This is a genomic window from Tamilnaduibacter salinus (assembly GCF_003096655.1).
In the GTDB taxonomy this organism is placed as follows: domain Bacteria; phylum Pseudomonadota; class Gammaproteobacteria; order Pseudomonadales; family Oleiphilaceae; genus Tamilnaduibacter; species Tamilnaduibacter salinus.
The window spans coordinates 194,902-212,998 of record NZ_QEKQ01000005.1 but is presented as its reverse complement, the minus strand read 5'-3'; the positions used below and the strand labels follow the sequence as shown (position 1 = coordinate 212,998).

General features: G+C 59.5%; 16 protein-coding genes. 12 read left to right on the top strand and 4 right to left on the bottom strand.

What is annotated here, in order from left to right:
• Window positions 1–117 precede the first annotated feature (117 nt).
• From C8D92_RS09220 to C8D92_RS09210, 3 genes are all read left to right on the top strand, one after another.
• Window positions 118–972 (top strand): hypothetical protein, encoded by an 855-nt coding sequence (locus C8D92_RS09220; protein ID WP_116919166.1) that lies wholly within the window; start codon window positions 118–120, stop codon window positions 970–972.
• Window positions 973–1,295: 323 nt separating this feature from the next.
• The gene (locus C8D92_RS09215) at window positions 1,296–2,342 is read left to right on the top strand and encodes a transporter substrate-binding domain-containing protein (protein ID WP_116919165.1); all 1,047 of its coding nucleotides are present in this window, start codon (window positions 1,296–1,298) and stop codon (window positions 2,340–2,342) included.
• A gap of 42 nt (window positions 2,343–2,384) precedes the next feature.
• Window positions 2,385–4,670 (top strand): trypsin-like peptidase domain-containing protein, encoded by a 2,286-nt coding sequence (locus C8D92_RS09210; RefSeq protein WP_116919164.1) that lies wholly within the window; start codon window positions 2,385–2,387, stop codon window positions 4,668–4,670.
• Between the two features lie 42 nt (window positions 4,671–4,712).
• On the opposite strand, the gene C8D92_RS09205 is transcribed toward C8D92_RS09210, so the two are convergent.
• Complete coding sequence (locus C8D92_RS09205) at window positions 4,713–5,504, bottom strand: cobalamin-binding protein (protein ID WP_116919163.1); 792 nt, start codon at window positions 5,502–5,504, stop codon at window positions 4,713–4,715.
• A gap of 295 nt (window positions 5,505–5,799) precedes the next feature.
• On the opposite strand from C8D92_RS09205, the gene C8D92_RS09200 reads away from it, so the two are divergent.
• The 6 genes from C8D92_RS09200 (at window position 5,800) to C8D92_RS09175 (ending at window position 11,163) form a co-directional block, all read left to right on the top strand.
• Window positions 5,800–6,246, top strand: coding sequence for an acyl-CoA thioesterase (locus tag C8D92_RS09200; protein ID WP_116919162.1), 447 nt, complete (start codon window positions 5,800–5,802; stop codon window positions 6,244–6,246).
• 237 nt (window positions 6,247–6,483) lie between these two features.
• Window positions 6,484–7,323, top strand: a complete 840-nt coding sequence (locus tag C8D92_RS15775) for a PEP-CTERM sorting domain-containing protein (RefSeq protein ID WP_207775149.1) — start codon at window positions 6,484–6,486, stop codon at window positions 7,321–7,323.
• Between the two features lie 315 nt (window positions 7,324–7,638).
• Entirely contained in the window at window positions 7,639–8,667 is a 1,029-nt protein-coding gene (locus C8D92_RS09190; RefSeq protein ID WP_095609846.1) for a TRAP transporter substrate-binding protein, read from the top strand.
• A gap of 109 nt (window positions 8,668–8,776) precedes the next feature.
• Window positions 8,777–9,370: a TRAP transporter small permease gene (locus tag C8D92_RS09185; protein ID WP_095609847.1), complete on the top strand. Its 594-nt coding sequence runs from the start codon at window positions 8,777–8,779 to the stop codon at window positions 9,368–9,370.
• Between the two features lie 33 nt (window positions 9,371–9,403).
• Complete coding sequence (locus C8D92_RS09180) at window positions 9,404–10,690, top strand: TRAP transporter large permease (protein ID WP_095609848.1); 1,287 nt, start codon at window positions 9,404–9,406, stop codon at window positions 10,688–10,690.
• Between the two features lie 32 nt (window positions 10,691–10,722).
• Window positions 10,723–11,163, top strand: a complete 441-nt coding sequence (locus C8D92_RS09175; RefSeq protein WP_095609849.1) for a universal stress protein — start codon at window positions 10,723–10,725, stop codon at window positions 11,161–11,163.
• A 179-nt stretch (window positions 11,164–11,342) separates the two neighbouring features.
• Here the strand turns inward: C8D92_RS09175 and C8D92_RS09170 are convergent, their stop codons facing one another.
• Genes C8D92_RS09170 through C8D92_RS09160 form a run of 3 tightly spaced genes read right to left on the bottom strand, consistent with a single transcriptional unit; the run spans window position 11,343 to window position 14,518 of the window.
• On the bottom strand, window positions 11,343–11,738 hold the full coding sequence (locus C8D92_RS09170; RefSeq protein ID WP_116919161.1) for a type 2 periplasmic-binding domain-containing protein: 396 nt from the start codon (window positions 11,736–11,738) through the stop codon (window positions 11,343–11,345).
• A gap of 9 nt (window positions 11,739–11,747) precedes the next feature.
• A complete protein-coding gene (locus C8D92_RS09165) occupies window positions 11,748–12,953 on the bottom strand; it encodes a porin family protein (protein ID WP_116919160.1) in 1,206 nt (401 codons plus the stop codon).
• A gap of 41 nt (window positions 12,954–12,994) precedes the next feature.
• Window positions 12,995–14,518 carry a methyl-accepting chemotaxis protein gene (locus C8D92_RS09160; protein ID WP_228151088.1) on the bottom strand — a complete coding sequence of 508 codons (1,524 nt, stop codon included), beginning with the start codon at window positions 14,516–14,518 and terminating at the stop codon, window positions 12,995–12,997.
• 680 nt (window positions 14,519–15,198) lie between these two features.
• Here C8D92_RS09160 and C8D92_RS09155 point away from each other — a divergent pair.
• From C8D92_RS09155 to C8D92_RS09145, 3 genes are read left to right on the top strand one after another with little or no spacing between them, the layout of a single operon-like run.
• Complete coding sequence (locus C8D92_RS09155) at window positions 15,199–15,561, top strand: YbaN family protein (protein WP_095609853.1); 363 nt, start codon at window positions 15,199–15,201, stop codon at window positions 15,559–15,561.
• A gap of 59 nt (window positions 15,562–15,620) precedes the next feature.
• Window positions 15,621–17,345, top strand: a complete 1,725-nt coding sequence (locus C8D92_RS09150) for a BamA/TamA family outer membrane protein (protein ID WP_116919159.1) — start codon at window positions 15,621–15,623, stop codon at window positions 17,343–17,345.
• A 57-nt stretch (window positions 17,346–17,402) separates the two neighbouring features.
• Window positions 17,403–17,756, top strand: coding sequence for a hypothetical protein (locus tag C8D92_RS09145; RefSeq protein WP_116919158.1), 354 nt, complete (start codon window positions 17,403–17,405; stop codon window positions 17,754–17,756).
• Window positions 17,757–18,097: the final 341 nt, after the last annotated feature.

The window sequence follows — 18,097 nt, the reverse complement described above, 5'->3', positions numbered from 1 at the left end:
AAGAAAACACTAAAGAACAGATCGAAGTAGGTTTTACGAGCGGCAACTTCTACCTTCCCCCTGCCGGACGAATCGCCAATACATACCTTGACGGACCTGCAACCACACGGACGTTCTATGCCAACAATCAGACTGTTCCTTATCCTCGCCCTTCTCCATCACCTCCCAGCATTCGCCTGTGAACAACAGCCTCAGTGCTCTGACTGCCCGGAAACGTCCGGGCTGACCGCGGAGCTCAGCCGTTTTTATGGAATGGAGAGTCTGATTGGTGAGGCGTATCAGGATGGCGATTACGACCGTGTCAAAGCGTTGTCACGGGAGTACCTTGCTCTCGCGGCCGACCACAAATGCGACTGGAACTATGGCAACGCCATTCACTTCAGCCACCGCATACTGGGCCTTGTCTCCCTGGAGACCGATGACGTCGCCAGCGCCAGACAACACCTGATCGAGGCGGGCCAGTCCCCGGGCTCGCCTCAACTCGACAGTTTCGGGCCGACGCTCGATCTGGCCAGGGCCATGCTTTCCCGAGGCGAGCACGAGGCCGTCGTCGAGTACCTTGAGGGGATACGGAGCTTCTGGGAAGGCCGGGAGGAAACGGTCGACGACTGGATTCAGAGGATTCAACGGGGGGAAACCGTCGATCTCCACCCAAACCAGCACGGCACGGTCGGGACGCTGACCCTGTACTTCTCGTTGGCATGGCCGCTGATTGTGACCGCGATCTTCTGGCTCGGGACCCGGCGCTATCTGCCCAATCGCTGGTCCTTCCCGGTGTTCTCCATCCTGGCGGGGTACATCGCCATGGCCGTCGGGGGAATCATGGCGGGGCCCGTCGTCGTCGCACTCATGGATATCGTAAGCGTGGACCTATTGGCTTACGTCGCCACTGCGGCAGCCTTCTTTTCCCAATATGGGCTTCCGGTTCTCGCGGTGTTCCTGATCGCTCGCGTTTTCAAGAGAAGAGCGTAATCGGCCGAACGGGCCAACAATCCCGACACATTACTTGACAACCTTCCCCGAATTGCTAAGAGTTAAAAGACCCGAACCGAAGGAACGAACTCAACCGAGCATGGAGAAGCCCGCCAACGGGGACCTTCGCACCAACCACTTGCCCCGTTCGTGATCATGCTGTCTCTCCTCGCCGTGCTGGCGCCGCTGACTCATTGAAGGTCATGGCCTGACCAACCCAGGCACTGATAGCAGTCTCAAACCGTTTTGGTGTTGACACAGAAATGGACAACATCCCTGTCCGCTCGGTTGTCTGTCAGACGCTCTGAAAGGAGAGACTCGCAATGATCCGTGTTCGACTGGCAACGCACATTGGTGTGCTCGTCTGTCTCATTCTCCTGTTCCCACCCGCCGCCTGGGCCGATATCCCCTGCGACCAGGCCTACCGCGTCCAGCCGGGCGACACGCTTTCGCGCATCGCCGGGCGCGCCTATGGCGATGTCCGCAAATGGACCGTGATCTACAACAACAACATACGGACCATCGGCACCAACCCACACCTGATCCACATCGGAACGCGGCTGCATATCGGCTGCCTGAACGCTGCCGCGACCAGTGCACCCACACCGGGCTGGCAAGCGGCTGAGGGCAAGTCCATCAAGGTTCTGACCGGAGGCAACTACCAGCCGTTCACAGGAAAAGAGCTTCCCAACGGCGGGCTGGTGACCGATGTGGTCAACTCGGCCCTCAACAATACCCCCGGGGTGACCAGCTTCGGGGTTGCGTGGGTGGATGACTGGTCACGACACCTGGATCCACTGTTGTCGAACCGGACCTACGACCTGGGCTTTCCCTGGCTCAAACCCGACTGCCGACAGACCCCGGACAATACGCGCTGCCGCCACTTTCTCTTTTCCGATCCCATGTTCGAGATGCTGGTTCTGCTATTCGTCGACCGGTCCGGCGGCTTTGTCTTCCAGGACGAATCCGACATCCATGGGAAAACGCTCTGTCGCCCCGACGGCTACTACACCCACGACCTGGAGAAGAACGGTCGCCTCTGGCTCACCAATAACCGCGTTGTCCTCAAGCAGCCTGACAGCGTGGATGCCTGTTTCCGGATGCTGACAACGGGTTCCGTGGACGCGGTCGCCCTCAACGAATTCACCGGGCGCTCCGCCATGAAGCGCCTGAACCTTGAGAACCGGGTCCGGATTGTGCAGAGCCGCCCGCTTTCCATCGAGGGGCTTCATGTGCTGGTGCATCGTGATCATCCGCAGGCCGAGCGACTGATCGGACAGGTCAACGACGGCCTCAATGCCATCAAGGACTCAGGGCGGTATCAGTCGATTGTTGATCGCCATCTTTCACGCTTCTGGGAACAATTCTGAAGACGGACGGACCACGATCATCCGGGAGTCAAGGAGTCGGGAATGCACACGTTAAAGTCATTCATCATCGGGGCGCTGTTGTTGGTGGTGTCGCTGTCGAATGGGGTCGCTGCGGAACGTTGCGGAGGCACACACGTGACCCGCACCGGCGAAACGATTTACGACATCGCCAACACGTATTATGGCGACGGGCGCAAGTGGACACTGATCTATTACGCCAACCGGGATGCACTAAGGAGCAACCCCAGCGACATTCCCCGCGGCACCCGGCTCCGGATCCCCTGCCTGGAAAGCAGCGAAGCCGATGAGCGCACACTGCAGAAGGACGACGCCGACCTTAAGCTGCTGACCGGCGGCAACTATGAGCCATTCACAGGGCAATCACTCCCCGGCGGCGGCCTGATCACGGAACTGGTGAACGCCTCCTTCGAAAACAGCCCGTCCCCCGTCCCCTTCTCCCTGACGTGGGAGGATGACTGGTCCAAACACCTGTTCCCGCTGCTGGATAAGAAGGCATATGACGTCGGCTTCCCCTGGCTCCAGCCCAACTGTGAGGAAAACCGGTCCAACGAGCGCTGCCGGAACTTTCATTTCTCGGAGCCGCTCTTTGAGATGCTTGTGCTGCTGTTCACCCGCAAAAACGCCGGCTTTGAGTACCGCGAGGACGCGGATCTGCACGGCAAGACCCTGTGCCGGCCCAAGGGTTATTACGACCACGATCTCGATCGCAGAGGCCGCCGATGGCTGTCGCAGGGACACGTCAAACTGGTCCGGGGAGAGAGTCTGGATGACTGCTTTCAGCGACTGGTCCGCGGCCAGATTGATGGCGTGACGGTCAACGAATTCACCGGCCGGCTGACCATCAAGGAGCAGGGCCTGGAGAGTCAGGTGAAAGCCATGGAGCGCCCCATTTCCATCGAGGGCCTGCACGTGGTTGTCTCCAAAACCCATGCCCGGGGAACGGCCTTCATGTACCGGTTCAATGCCGGGCTGGCTCGGCTGAAGGAATCGGAACGGTACGAGACCATTCTGTCCCGGCACATGGACAATTTCTGGCGCTACATTGAGGCGGACACGGAAGGGGCGCCCAAGTCTAAACCGAAACCCGAACCAGAACCGCCACCCAAACCGGCGCCAAAACCCGAGCCGAAACCGCCCGCATCGGCACAATCCGCCTGCAAGGCGCAAGCGATGGCCATTCATCTTCTGCTGAAGGAGGACGCTCCCCGAAAGGCGGTTCCCCTGTTGCGCCAGGCCGTGGCGGCAGAGCTGCCGACCTCGGAATATCTGCTGGGCTTCCTGACCACCATCGGCAAGGGCATCACCAGGGACCCGGCCCGTGGTGTTGAACTGTACAAGAAGGCAGCGGCGGACGGACACGCCATGGCCGCCTTCAAGCTGGGGTTTGCCTATTACCAGGGCAAAGGCGTGGAGAAAAGTGGCGCCGAATCCGTCTACTGGTTCCTGGCGGCGGACAAGCTGTCCACATCGGGCAACAACCGGATGGGCAGCCTCACTGACAAACAGAACAAAGTCCTCCAGAACCTGATGACCACGATCCGGGAGGAGTATCCCGCCAACCGACGCAAAGCCCACGGGACCCGGTTTGATGCCTGGCGTCAGAACAATCAAAGCCGCTACCCCGATTGCAAGGCGACGGCAGGCAGCCCACGGCCCAAGGCCGACGAGGGCGACCCGTCTCTGGCCGGCACTGGCACGGGCTTCTTCGTTTCAGACCGCGGCCACGTCCTGACCAATCATCACGTGGTCGACGAGTGTGAGAGACTCGAAATCCGTACTCTGGGCAACCCGATCGCTGACGCAAGGCTGGTCAACGTGTCGAAAAAGGACGATCTGGCATTGCTCAAAACCACCGATTTCGATGTGCCCATGGTGGCGCGGTTCCGAACCCACAGCGATCCGCGTTTGGGCGACCCGGTCTATATCTTCGGCTTTCCGTTATCCCACACGCTGACCAAGTCCGGGAACCTCACCAATGGCATTATCTCCGGACTGGAGGGAATGGGAGGCCTGTCCACGCACTATCAGACCACAGCGCCCATCCAGCCGGGGAATAGCGGTGGCCCCGTGGTCGACAAGGACGGCAATGTGGTCGCCGTGGTGGTGAGCACGGTAAATCAGGAGTATTTCCGGACCAAATTCAAAACCGATGTTCAGAACGCCAATTTCGTGATAAAGGGCCACGTCGCCCGGGGATTCCTGCGGGCGAATGGTGTTGACGTTCTGACCAGTCGCGAATCGGACGCCGCCGGCAATGGCCCCAGAATCGTTCGGAAAATCGCAACGCACGTGCGGTGTTACAAATAAGCGTGAGTCGGCCAGGGCCGGCCTTTGGAAGCGGGAGACGCCTTAAAGGCGCTCCCTCACCCCATCCACGATCCCACACAACGCCTCCAGCCCATCCGTCAGCGCCGCCGGTCCGGGCTGGAGGATGATGGGCGATTTCACTTCGTAGAGGTGGTTGTTGGCCACGGCGGGGATGGCATCCCAGCCGGGGCGTTCGGCGACTTCTTTGGGCCGGAATTTGCGGCCGCACCAGGAGCCGATGATGATATCGGGCTGGCGGTCCACGACCTCCTGGGGGTCTTTGATGATCCGTTCCAGCGCGCCGGGTTCGGCGGCGCGTTCGGGGAAGATGTCGTCGCCCCCGGCAATGCCGATGAGTTCGGACACCCAGCCGATGCCGCTGATCATCGGGTCGCCCCACTCTTCAAAGTAAACGCGCGGTCGTGGGCCCTCTGCCTGCCTCGCGCGGACGGCGTCCACCCGGGCGGCCAGTTCGTCCGCGTAGGGGTCGGTTCGGTCCGCGAGGCCGAGCATGCCGCCCAGTGTGCGGATCATGGTGAGAATGCCTGCCACGGTGCGGTGGTTGAAGATGTGGACGTCGATGCCCGCCCGCACCAGCTCCGCCGCGATGTCCGCCTGCATGTCGGAGAAACCCAGCACCAGGTCTGGTTCCAGCTCGCGGATCCGCTCGATCCGGGCGGACGTGAAGGCGGACACCTTGGGCTTTTCTTTCCGCGCCCGTTCGGGCCGGACGGTAAAACCGGAGATGCCGACGATCCGATCCTCGGCCCCGATGGCGTACAGGGTCTCGGTGGTTTCTTCGGTGAGGCAGACGATGCGTTGTGGGTAGCTCATGGGGGCACTATACCGGCTGTCCGGCCGCGCTAGAAACCCAGCGACACATGCCAGTATTCCGACGGGGCTGACAATGGAGCCCGAACCGATGACAATCGCACGCTAGGAGTCTGCGCGGTAGAAATCGTGCCAGGCGAGATCGTCCCACTGCGAGGCCATTTTGACGGTCATTTGAGGCGCATAGTGGTTCTATGTAACGACAATGAGCGCTCAAAAGGGACCGCAGTGGGGCGGTCGCAGCGGTGCGACTTTCTACCGCGCAGACTCCTAGTGTCCCGTCAACGAGAGAAGGTCTATGGCACCGAACGACACCACCCAACCGCTCACCCTGGACGACTTCCCGTCCCGCACCTACGACAAGCTCCGCTATGCCGACACGGACCGGCAGGGGCATGTGAACAATGCGCTGTTCTCGACGTTTCTGGAAACCGGGCGGGTCGAGTTCCTGTATTCGCCGGACGATCCGCTGGCCTCGGACGGCGCCTCGTTTGTGATCGCGAACCTCAATCTGCAACTGCGCTCTGAGATCACCTGGCCGGGCACCGTCGATATCGGCACCGCCATCACGCGGATCGGCAACAGTTCGATTCAGTTACTCCAGGGCATTTTCCAGAACGGCACCTGTGCGGCGACGGCCGAGACGGTGATCGTGCAGATGAACGACGAGTCACGCTCCTCCCATCCCCTGTCGGAAGCGACCCGGACCAAGCTGGCCCAATACCAGATCAGCCGGCCCGAGTAAGACGCAAACGGAACGCCCGGCGCCGGCTCGCCGGGCCCTTCCCGATCATCGATTCTTTACAGTTCCCCGGCTCCGGCCTGACTTTCCGTCAGCTTTTTTTACGACACCCTGTCCGGAACCGCCCCAAGGCCCTCCCCATGCTCTTGTTTGACTTCGGCTCCTGCTCCGCTGGCGCCCATTTTGCGGCTTATTTCGTCGCTGTACGGTCACCAGATCCACCCAAAGGGGGAACGCGTCATGAATCATCTTACGAAGGGCACCTGCGCGCTGGCGCTCGCGGCAGTGCTGGCCGCACCAGGGGCGTTCGCCGTGCCGGTTCCGGTAGACCTAAGTGGCTGGACCGCCAATGGCGGATCATCGAGCTGGAATGTGCAGCCGGGTAACGACTCCGTCCTGCAGACGGTCAACGGAGCACCCACGATCTTCTTTGATCCGGCCACCACCAGCACGCAGGGAACGGAACTGAGCGGGACCATCCAGGTCACCACCAGCGGCGACAATGACTTCATCGGCTTTGCACTTGGTTACGACGCTGGCGAGATCTTTGACGCCAACGCAGACTACTACCTGATCGACTGGAAACAGGGGGACCAGTCTGGCTGGGATCAGGGGCTGTCGATCTCTCACGTTGAGAATGGCACGAATGGCAACACGACGGGCACCGGAGGGTCCTTCTGGCAGCATCCCGATGACGAAGTGACCCAGATTGCCAGCGCGACCAATCTCGGCGCGACCGGCTGGAGCGACAACACCGAGTATGCCTTCGACCTGTTGTTCACCTCGCAATTGATCAAGGTCTGGGTAGACGATGTTCTGGAGCTGGATGTCACGGCCGCCGATTTCGGGCTGGGCTCGTTCGATGACGGTTCCTTCGGGTTCTACAACTACTCTCAGGCCAACGTCCTGTACGCCGGCATCACGGAAAGTGACTTCTGCGTGGAGTTCCCGGACGATCCTGACTGCCAGAACGGCACGGATCCTGACCCGGACCCCGTTCCGGAGCCCGGCACTCTGGCCCTGCTCGCGCTTGCGCTGGCCGGGCTGGCACTGTCGCGCCGTCGGCGCTCAACCCAGTAAGCCGTCACCGTTTTTAGCGCCCCGCTCTCTGCGGGGCTTTTTTATGCCCCGCCGTGTCTGCACCCCTCGTGACATCGCCCAAAGCCGTCTCCATCCACGGGACAGGCCCGTTTCGGATCGCGCAGAGGACCTATCGCCTATCACGACATGTATCCACCAAAGTATGGCAGTAAAAGGCTGAAATGTGGACTAAGCTTGAAGTTAAGGGCACGGGGCTCCTCAAATTCGCTTATTTTCTTGCGGAACCCGGACTTATTTGCCAATGTTCTTGAATGTAACAAAACAGTGAAGCAACGAGAAAAGGGAGACTACTCGATGAGCACCGCCAGCAAATTCAGGAAACTGGCCGGTATTTCGGCCATCGCTTTCGCCACCATGACGGCGGCCAACGCGGTGAATGCCGCCAACTGGCGCTACGCACACGAAGAATACGAAGGCGACGTCCAGGACGTATTCGCCCACGATTTCAAGGAGTACATCGAAGAGAATTCTGACCACACCCTGCAGATCTATCGCTTCGGCGAGCTGGGCGAGTCCGACGACATCATGGAACAGACGCAGAACGGCATTCTGCAGTTCGTGAACCAGTCGCCTGGTTTCACCGGCTCTCTGATTCCCGAAGCCCAGATCTTCTTCATTCCCTACCTGATGCCTACCGACATGGAAACGGTCATCCAGTTCTTCCGTGAGAGTGAGGCCATCAACGAGGACTTCCCGGAACTCTACGCCAACCACGGCCTTGAACTGCTGCAGATGTATCCGGAAGGCGAGATGGTCGTCACGGCTGATGAGAAGATCACCAAACCCGAGGACTTCAATAACAAGAAGATCCGGGTGATGACCAATCCGCTGCTGTCGGAGACCTACGACGCCTTTGGCGCCACCCCGACGCCGCTGCCCTGGGGTGAGGTGTACGGCGCACTGCAGACCAACATGATTCAGGGTCAGGAGAACCCGATCTTCTGGATCGAATCCGGCGGTCTGTACGAAGTGTCACCGAACCTGATCTTCACCAAGCACGGCTGGTTCACCACCGCGATGATGGCCAACCAGAACTTCTACAACGGCCTGTCCGACGAGGACAAGCAACTGGTTCAGGACGCGGCTGACTACGCGTTTGAGAAGATCATCGAGCACATCAGCGGTCTGGCTGAGAAATCCCTTGAGAAGATCAAGGCAGACAGCGATGAGGTGACGGTGACGCGACTGAACGAAGAGCAGGTTCAACGCTTCAAGGAGCGTGCACCGCAGGTTGAGAAGAAGTTCATCGAAATGACTGGCGAAAGCGGCAAAGAGCTGCTGAACCAGTTCAAGGAAGATCTGAAGGAAGTTACGAACCAGTAACTCCGAGGGAATGATCCCCGCCGGCCTCCGGCGGGGATCTCGCGGTTAAACCCGCTCCGCCGGAGCGCCCCCAGCGCCAACCGGCAGCGGATTGAAAGGGAGCGTTCCCATGTCTGAAAAGTCCCCGGACCTAGAAGACGACACCGGCTCCTACGAGTCCGGGCTACCCGGGTTTCTGGGAACCATCGACGTCTTCATCAGCAAGATCGAAGCCGTCATGCTCGCGCTTGGCGTGATGCTGATGGCAGTGAACACGTGTGTGAACGTCATCGCCCGTTTCGTGTTCGGTGAAGGCCTGTTCTTCTCGGGCGAGATCAATCGGATCCTGATCATTCTGATCACCTTTGCCGGCATTGGTTATGCGGCCCGTCATGGCCGGCACATCCGTATGTCAGCGGTCTACGACTCCATCCCCACGAAAGGTCGGCGATACCTGATGATCTTTATCGCCCTGTTCACTTCCGTGGTGATGTTTTTCCTCTGTTATCACTCCTACGGCTATATCGAGACGCTTTACAGCCGTGGCCGGATCCTCCCGGCACTGGGTTTTGAAATCTGGTGGATCTACATCTGGGCGCCGATCGGCTTCGCGATCACCGGCATCCAGTACTTCCTGACGGCCATCAAAAACCTCACCAGCAAGGACGTGTATCTCTCCACCGGTGTGGTCGATGGTTATTCGGATACCGAGTCCGAAGTCTGACCCCCTGAAGCTGCAGCAAAAAGGAATAAAATCATGGCAACTATAATGATGGTGATCATGATCGGGCTGCTTCTGCTGGGCTTCCCGATGATGGTGCCCCTGATCACCGGTGCCGTTATTGGCTTCGTGATGATGTTCGATGGCTTCGGGCAGATGGGCATTTTCATCCAGCAGATGATGGGCGGGATTCGCCCGGCCTCTCTCATCGCGGTTCCGATGTTCATTCTGGCGGCGGATATCATGACCCGCGGCCAGTCGGCGGACCGGCTGATCAACATGGTCATGGCCTTCATCGGCCACGTGAAGGGCGGCCTTGCGATCAGCACCGCCACCTCCTGCACCCTGTTCGGTGCGGTTTCCGGCTCCACGCAGGCAACGGTGGTCGCCGTGGGCTCGCCTCTGCGGCCCAAGATGCTGAAAGCCGGCTACTCAGACCCGTTCACGCTGGCACTGATCATCAACTCGTCCGATATTGCGTTCCTGATTCCGCCGAGTATCGGCATGATCATCTACGGGGTCATTTCCGAAACCTCCATCGCGGAGCTGTTTATCGCCGGCGTCGGGCCGGGCATTCTGATCCTGTTCATGTTCTCCCTGTACTGCCTGATCTACGCGTACAAGAACAATGTCCCGACGGAGGAGCGTTCCACCTGGAAGCAGCGGGCCGTGTCCGTCCGGGATGCCCTATGGCCGCTGTTCTTCCCGGTGATCATCGTCGGCGGCATCTATGGGGGTATCTTCAGCCCGACTGAGGCCGCCGCCGTCTGCGTGCTCTACGCCTTCCTGCTCGAGTTCGTGGTGTTCCGATCCCTCAAAATGCCCGACATCTACCGGATCGCCAAGTCCACGGGCCTGATCACGGCGGTGGTCTTCATACTGGTTGCTGTGGGCAACGGGTTCTCTTACATCATCTCGTTTGCGCAGATCCCACAGGCCATTCTCGAGTCCGTTGGCATCAGCGATATGGGCCCGGTTGGCGTGATGATCACGATCTGTATCGCCTTCTTCATTGCCTGTATGTTCGTGGACCCCATCGTGGTGATCCTAGTGCTGACACCCATTTTTGCACCCGCCATTGCGTCGGCCGGCCTGGACCCGGTCCTGGTGGGTGTCCTGATCACGCTTCAGGTTGCCATCGGGTCGGCCACGCCGCCTTTTGGCTGCGACATATTCACGGCCATTGCCATCTTCAAGCGGCCGTACCTGGAGGTCATCCGGGGCACGCCGCCGTTCATTTTCATGCTGGTGGCCGCCGCCGGGCTGATCATTGCCTTCCCGGACATTGCCCTGTTCCTGCGTGACCTGGCCTTCAGGGATTGATGCCCTGAGGGGCGGAACAAAAGGAGAGCGACATGTTCAACCGAATTGTGGTAGCGATTGATGGCTCCTCCGCGTCATTCAACGCCATGGAGAAGGCCATCGAGCTGCAACAGCTGACGGACGCGGAAATCTTTCTGCTGTGCGTTTACAAACACCACAGCCTGTTCGAGGCGTCGCTGTCGATCGGACGTCCCGCGGAGATGGATATTCCGGACAAGGTGTTGTCCGAGTACGCCAAGGAGGTCGTGGAGCACGCCAAGAGCCAGGCGATCGAGCACGGCGCAACTCACGTGCGTGGCTTCGTCAAGGCGGGTCGCCCGTCCAAGGTAATCGTCAAGTTCGCCAGGGAGAAGAAAGCGGACCTGATCGTGGTGGGCACCCGGGGGACCCACAGCGACAAGGATGGTTTCTTGCTCGGCAGCGTGTCCCACCGCGTAGCCTCCAACGGGAAGTGTCCGGTGCTGGTGGTCTGACCATCGCTTGCGAACCGCAACACCGATCGCTTACCCGGCTGAGTTCCGGGCCCGGAAAACCGTCGGGGGTCGGCTTCCCCTTCCCATCTGAGTCGGTTCGTAGTCGGGGCAGCGAGAAGGCGGGCGGGAAAGACCAGGCCCGATACCCGGGCCCGGCGTGCACAATCAAGAGTGGGTTTTTAAGGGGAAAGAATCACCTTGACCGAGTCATCAACATCCTGCGGACTGACATACCCAATCGCATCAGGGTCATTAGCGATGATCGACTTCATGGCGCTGGGTGAGCTGGCCTCTTCCGGCGGTTCACCCTCCCCGGTGAAGGTCTGCTGAGACCAAAAAGACTGTAGCTGCGACTCACTTCGTCCGGTAATCCAGTCGTGGAAGTCACGACGCTCTGACATGCCCTGTGCCATTTCGATTGGGGTCGCTTTTCCACTGCGATTCAGATAGATACTGCGCACGTCCCCCTCTGTGAGCCCACTGACGCCATTGGGATGCGCAATGATAACCACCTCTGCGTTTGCAAGCGGCGCAGCCAACATCAGCACCACCGCAAGACTCTTTAATGACTTCATACAGCCCCCTTAAAACGCCGCATCGATTTTGACGGTATAGACGTTGGTATGCTCAAACGTCGGCGTCAAAGCACCATTGCCGGACAATCCCCCATTGGTATCACCAAAGTTGCGGGCGTGGGTCCAGTCTGCCTTGAGGGCAACGCCGGGCATCACGTCATAGCGCGCGCCGAGACTATAAACGGTGCGCTGTTCATTGAGCACCGCCGCTGGAATAGACGACGTCACTCCTGGCGACGGTTGCACCGAAAACGCTTGCCCAGAGCGCAGGTTATCATCCTGACTCTCCAGCCATCCGACTGTGGCATAGGGCATCACACCGTCTATCCGGTATCCGACCGTGGCATAAGCCGAATCAGTATCCGCGAAAATGCCTCCCACTTCGCGGCGGGTAACCTCAGAAATCGCCATCAGTGAGCCGTCATCATACTCAACACCCAAGCCATAGAACTCACCGTCCACTTCGTCATTCCCGAGAAACTCAAAAGAGGTATCTGCACGCGCGGCCACACCACGCAATGTCCAGGTATAATCACTCCAGGAGAGCACGCCGCCCACCAGGTTGCGCAGTTCAATGTCACCAGGCTGACCAGCAACGGTCTGCTCTTCACTGCTATGCCCACCGAATGCCTGGGCACGCACAGAACCGCCACCCAGACTGAAACGCTTGGCAGCATCAACGCCTGTATAGTTGCTCAGCGTCACCTGGTTGTACACCACACCGGGCGAGCGCGCCCAAGGCTGAGCGTATCCCAGGTCCAGGGAGTCGGAATACATGAATAGCGGTATACGCATTTGCCCGGCACGCACTCGAAGGCCGTTCTGCAACTCATGGCTGATGTACCCCCATTCCAACTGGGTCGCAAAGTCACTGCGGCCACTGTCCTCACCAAAGGAAAGGAGCTGGACGGTCGCATTCGTACTGTCACTGATATCGAAACGCCCCTGCAGACCAAAGAGTGTCAATGACTGCGCCTCGGACTCTTCCGTAACGCCATCAAAGCCGGCGTCATTACTCGCCCTTGCATAGCCGGTGCTCAAAAATCCGTTAAACGTGACCCGTTGCTCACCCGCTGCACGAAGATCCTGCTGCAGTGAATCAACCCGACTCTCAAGCGCATCCAGTCGCTCATCATTGCTCTGTGCCAGGGCGCCACTGGAAATCAGCGCGACAGACAGGGCCAGGGACGCTCGCCGCGACAATGTGTGTCTCATGTTCAATCTCCCAAAGGTGGTTTCAATTAAGTTGTCATCCATTACACGCGGAACTGGGACGAGACGCGATGCAGTCGCTCACTGATCTCATGGCTCTGCTGGCTAATCTGGTCCAGTTCACGGGAGCTCTCCATAACCGATTCCGCGTCTGCGTGAATCTCGGAAAAGCGGCCAACGACCTCGTTGAACGTTGCCGTCTGCTCATGGGTCGCCGCCGCAATCTGCTCATTAATGCTGCTAATGCTCTCAACGTTCGTCAGGATATGGTCGAGCACTTCACCAGACTCCTGCGTGGACGTCAGGCCGTCCTGCGCCTTCTCAACACTGCTCTTCATGGCCGAAACGGAAGAGCTGGAAAGAGTCGCCAACTCGCCTATGACCGTTTCTATTTCCGACGCGGAACTCTGCGTCCTTACCGCCAGGTTCCGGACCTCATCCGCGACAACCGCAAACCCTCGACCATGCTCGCCGGCACGCGCTGCCTCAATGGCGGCATTCAGTGCCAGAAGGTTGGTTTGCTCGGTCACCGTTTTAATGGTGTCCAGCAACCCCCCCACACGCTCAGAGTGCGTTTCGAATTGGTTCACCAATCGAGAGGTCTCCTCGACATCGCTGGCAAGAGTCTCGATGGTTTTGACATTGTTGGCCACGTGATCCTTGCCTCGCCCGGCATATTCCGAGGCATTACGCGTCTGCTCCGACGCATTTGAGGCAAAGCCAGCCACCTCCTCCACGCTGTTCACCAGCTCATCAACAGAATGGCGTGCCGAGGCAATCTCGCTGGATTGCGCCTGTATCCGGTCCAGGTTCGTCTGGCTTGACGTTGAGAGCTGCGATGCCACTCCCCTGAGCGTCTCCACCTCGTTACTGATTGATGCGAAAGACTCATGAAGCTTTGAGACAAAACCGTTGAAGTGCGTGACAAGATCACCCAACTCATCCCTTCCCTGGTAATCAATCCGCGAACTCAGGTCACCATCCCCCTGGGCCATATCGCGGAGTGAATCAACCACTCGACTGAGGCTGGCGGTGATTGAGCGCCCGATCAGCAGACTCAGGCCAATCAGAACCGCCACAGCAACGACGCCAATGACAAGATTGGTCACACTGCTCTTCTGACTCAGAGAAACCGTCTCACTGATCGTTGAGGTGAAGTTCTCGCGAGTATCATCACGCAGAGCCTCCATTTTCGCCGTCAGCGTTTCCAGCCGCTTCGCATTTTCCTTCGCCTCATCCGCAAGTTCGCGAAAATCCTGGTCACCGGCGATGAATGCACTGGCAATCCGAACGGCGTTGGAGTAGTAGGACTCAAGATCGTTATCGAGCCGGTCCAGACGATCAGACATCCCCGGTGACAGTTCCTTTAGCTGCTCCAGATTCTGGCGAATACGATCGTAGTAGGCGCGGGTCTCCTTCAGTTGGGCGTCATCGCCCGTCGTCACGGCACTTTTAATCTGCGCTTCCATCAACTCCAGCTGCCCCAGGTTCACCGTCGTCAGCTCCAGTGTGGGGTAGAGCTGATTTTCGACGCTGGCCAGTCGCTCGGAATTGCGATGTTGAGTCACCAACGCAAAAACCTGTGTCAGCGCGAAGGCGACTACCGCCGTTATTACCAATACGGCCAATTTCCGCGATATTGTGAGTCTCGCTAGCATGGTCAGTTCACTCTTACAAAAAGATTCCGGCTTTGTCCGGAGGTGCCAGCCCCTTGGGACCGCGCGATGCCCTCTATCAGCATCAAGCCTTCAACGAAACATCTCGGCCTCACTCAATAGCGTGCTTCTGCAAGCCCAAACTATGAGCACGGTGGCTAACATCCGCTTATCGGACTTCTCTACTTGATTCACTTTTCAACTTGATTTACTTCTAAACTGCTCAGGCGACTTACCGGCCGTATGCAACCGCGAAGTCATGTGCTTCCAGTATCGACAGAAGACACGGAGGCAGATGACCGGGATGGACAGACGCATTAAGGCGGCGAATTGTACCGCTCCGCGCCCTGGTTTTCAGCTGTCACGACTGATTTCACGCGCACTCACTCCGGAAATGAAAGCCAGGCAACCGGGCCTCTACCACAACCAGTTCGCAGCTCTGTCCCGGGAAAGCCTCCATGGAAAGATCGTCGAGGCGTCAACCCTCCCCAGAAGCACCATTGAAATCACCTACCGACTGTTCTTGTCCTTGCCCCGACAGCCTCACCACCCTATCTTGAAACCAACTCACCACTCATACAGGGAGCGTCCACGTGGCTCTTAGCGCACTCGGCTATCGGCTCCTCGCCTACATCAGCCTTGGTTTCGCCTTCGCCGGAATGGTGCTACCACTGGTGCCGACCGTCCCGTTTGTGCTGCTGGCGGGATGGTCTGCGGGACGTGGCTCACCGGCGTTCCAGCGATGGCTCCACGAGCACCCCACCTTTGGTCCGATGATCGAAAACTGGCACGCCCACCGTGCCGTGCCCCGGCATGTGAAATGGCTCGCGTTGGCCACGTTGCTGATCAGTTGGAGTACGCTGCTGGCATCAGGCGCACCGGTGTGGCTGCTGGCCGGGCTAGGCACGTTTTTTACCGCACTGCTGGTCTTCCTGTTTTCCCGCCCCAGCGGTTGATTGGCCTCTCCCGGCCAATTCATGCGCAGAGAAAGGGCCCCTGAAAACGACGGTTTCACATGGCAAATCAGCAATTCAACGGAAAGACAATCGGGCTGAGCCTGCTATGTTTTGCCAATGCCACCATCAGTCCAGCCTGGTCAGTCGAGCCGGATAACCGCGACTGCGTTTCAAGCAACGTCCAGCCCCACACCATTGACCTCGACCAGCCCCGGGATCAGCTCGCCCGCCAGAGCGATCTGGCGATCCCCGGGGATGCGCGCATTGGCGACATCCGCATTGTTCGCCGACCGATCTTCGACACGAGCGACCCCGATCAGGACAACTGGCTTTATCGAGCACTGAACACCCTCAACACACCCACGTGGGAGTCGGCGCTTCGCGCGCAACTGGTATTTGATGAAGGCGATGCCTTCCGCCCGGGTATGATTGAAGAATCCGAGCGGATACTCAGGGGGCGGGCGTACCTCACCGCGGCCTGGGTCGGTGTCACCAGAGTCTGCGGGAACGAGCTGGAAGTGAGTGTTCTTGCCCGCGACACCTGGACGCTGCTCCCCACGGTGGGCGCTTCGCGCTCGGGTGGCGAGAACACCACCGCTGTCGGTCTGTCGGACCCGAATTTCCTCGGTTCCGGCAAGAGTCTGGGCCTGTCCTACACGAAAGACCCGGACCGGACCGAAACCACCGTCGCGTTTGATGACCCCAACCTCCTCGGTTCCCACTGGCAGGCCGGTGGTTCCTATGACCAGCGCAGCGACGGCCATGGTCGCAGCGCCTACCTGGTGCGGCCGTTCTACAGTGAGCGCACCGACTGGCGTTTTGGGCTCAGGGGCGACGACGACGTGCGAGAGGAGTCGCGATTCGTCGGCGCCGAGGCGATCGCCGACTACCGACGCGAGCGCGACTACGCGAGCATCGATGCGGGCCGGCGACTGGCCGAACGCCACAGTCGCCAGCTTCGTCTGCTGGGCGGCTTCCGTTATGAGGCGCTGGCCTTTGACCCAGTGCCCGGCCAGGCCGCTCTGGATGTTCTGCCAACCGACCGGACACTGAGCTATCCGTGGATCGGCTTTGACTACCGGCAGAACCGCTTCCGGGAGATGGTCAACCTGACGCGGCTGCAACGGGTCGAGGACGTACGGGATGGCTATGTCTGGCGTACCGAACTGGGCTACTCCGCAACAGGATTCGGTGCCACGGAGGACCGGCTCATGATCAATATCGACGCCCAGGATGCCCTCGTCGCCACGCAGACCAATTATGCGCGATACGGCCTCAGCCAGAGCGGAAGCTATCGGCTGGACACGGACCGGTTTGAGAACCTGATCGGCACACTGAGCCTCGAGTACTTCCATGGCGGTTCCGTGCGCTGGAACAGCTGGTACACCCACCTGTCGTTCACTGCCGCTCACAACCTGACCGTGGACCGGCAATTGCTCATTGGCGGCGACAACGGCCTGCGCGGCTACCCCAGCGACTACCAGCAGGGCAACCGGCGCGCGCTCTGGACGATCGAACGACGCTATTTCCCGGACTGGCACCCGTTCAAACTGTTCCGGCTGGGCGGCGTGGTGTTCACCGATGTGGGGCGGGCCTGGTTCGACGACGGCCGCAACAATGGTCCGGATGACGGGATACTGAAGGACGTCGGCGTCGGGCTGAGACTGGCGTCAAGCCGGATCGAGGTCCAGCGGATGCTGCATCTGGATGTCGCCTTTCCGCTGGATGGTGACAACAGCATCGATCAGGTACAGGTGTTGCTGCGGGGCCGGACCCGGTTCTGATCCAATCGACCGGCGAGGTCTGCTACCCTCCCGGCACGACTGCCAATGGAGCGACCCATGACCGATGACTCCGCGATGAAAGTCCTGTCCGACATGGCCAGCGAGGCTCATACCCAGATCCAGAACAAACACCAGCACATCAACCCGGTGGTGGCCGTGCGCCGGGGGATGCGGGATGCGGGCATTCCGGCTGATGCCATGACCATCGACTGCCTGCGCACCCGGCGTCGAATCGTACTGATCCTGCACGACGACGAGGCCGACACCCTGCTCTATCAGTTCACAACGCTTGAGGAAGAGGCCGGAAACGCGTTCCAGCGCATCCCCATGGCCAGCGTCGACAGTGCCCTGCTGGTGCGCTGGATGGAGGAGTATTTTTCCGATGACTCGGCAACCCACCAGACGCACTGACCGATAACCCGGCCAAACGGTTAGGGAACCTCTGATAAAGTCCCTGCTACGGCGAATTTCTTCGTTACGCGGTGGGCGTGCGCGCCCCCGGTCAAAAGCTCACCTACCAGTCAGGTATGCCTCGCTTTCTGCGCTCCGTGCGCCTCGAACTTCGCCGCATCAGAAACTTTTTCAGAGGTTCCTTAGCGGTGCCCGTCGCCCGTCTCGTGTCACCCGCATGCGGGAGAGGACGGTTTGTCGGGCCGTCGCTCCTCGTCCAGCTCCCCCCCAACAGAACGTCCCGCAATACCACCGCATTGTTGTGCGACTCATCTTTCGCGGCGGACAGTAACGTGACAGCC

Bases quoted from the DNA above. Each gene is read 5' to 3' on its own strand.
- C8D92_RS09165 (WP_116919160.1), bottom strand. From the start codon at position 12,953: ATGAGACACACATTGTCGCGGCGAGCGTCCCTGGCCCTGTCTGTCGCG.
- C8D92_RS09185 (WP_095609847.1), top strand. From the start codon at position 8,777: ATGTCTGAAAAGTCCCCGGACCTAGAAGACGACACCGGCTCCTACGAG.
- C8D92_RS09170 (WP_116919161.1), bottom strand. From the start codon at position 11,738: ATGAAGTCATTAAAGAGTCTTGCGGTGGTGCTGATGTTGGCTGCGCCG.
- C8D92_RS15775 (WP_207775149.1), top strand. From the start codon at position 6,484: ATGAATCATCTTACGAAGGGCACCTGCGCGCTGGCGCTCGCGGCAGTG.
- C8D92_RS09150 (WP_116919159.1), top strand. From the start codon at position 15,621: ATGGCAAATCAGCAATTCAACGGAAAGACAATCGGGCTGAGCCTGCTA.
- C8D92_RS09145 (WP_116919158.1), top strand. From the start codon at position 17,403: ATGACCGATGACTCCGCGATGAAAGTCCTGTCCGACATGGCCAGCGAG.
- C8D92_RS09190 (WP_095609846.1), top strand. From the start codon at position 7,639: ATGAGCACCGCCAGCAAATTCAGGAAACTGGCCGGTATTTCGGCCATC.
- C8D92_RS09200 (WP_116919162.1), top strand. From the start codon at position 5,800: ATGGCACCGAACGACACCACCCAACCGCTCACCCTGGACGACTTCCCG.
- C8D92_RS09205 (WP_116919163.1), bottom strand. From the start codon at position 5,504: ATGAGCTACCCACAACGCATCGTCTGCCTCACCGAAGAAACCACCGAG.
- C8D92_RS09220 (WP_116919166.1), top strand. From the start codon at position 118: ATGCCAACAATCAGACTGTTCCTTATCCTCGCCCTTCTCCATCACCTC.
- C8D92_RS09180 (WP_095609848.1), top strand. From the start codon at position 9,404: ATGGCAACTATAATGATGGTGATCATGATCGGGCTGCTTCTGCTGGGC.
- C8D92_RS09210 (WP_116919164.1), top strand. From the start codon at position 2,385: ATGCACACGTTAAAGTCATTCATCATCGGGGCGCTGTTGTTGGTGGTG.
- C8D92_RS09215 (WP_116919165.1), top strand. From the start codon at position 1,296: ATGATCCGTGTTCGACTGGCAACGCACATTGGTGTGCTCGTCTGTCTC.
- C8D92_RS09175 (WP_095609849.1), top strand. From the start codon at position 10,723: ATGTTCAACCGAATTGTGGTAGCGATTGATGGCTCCTCCGCGTCATTC.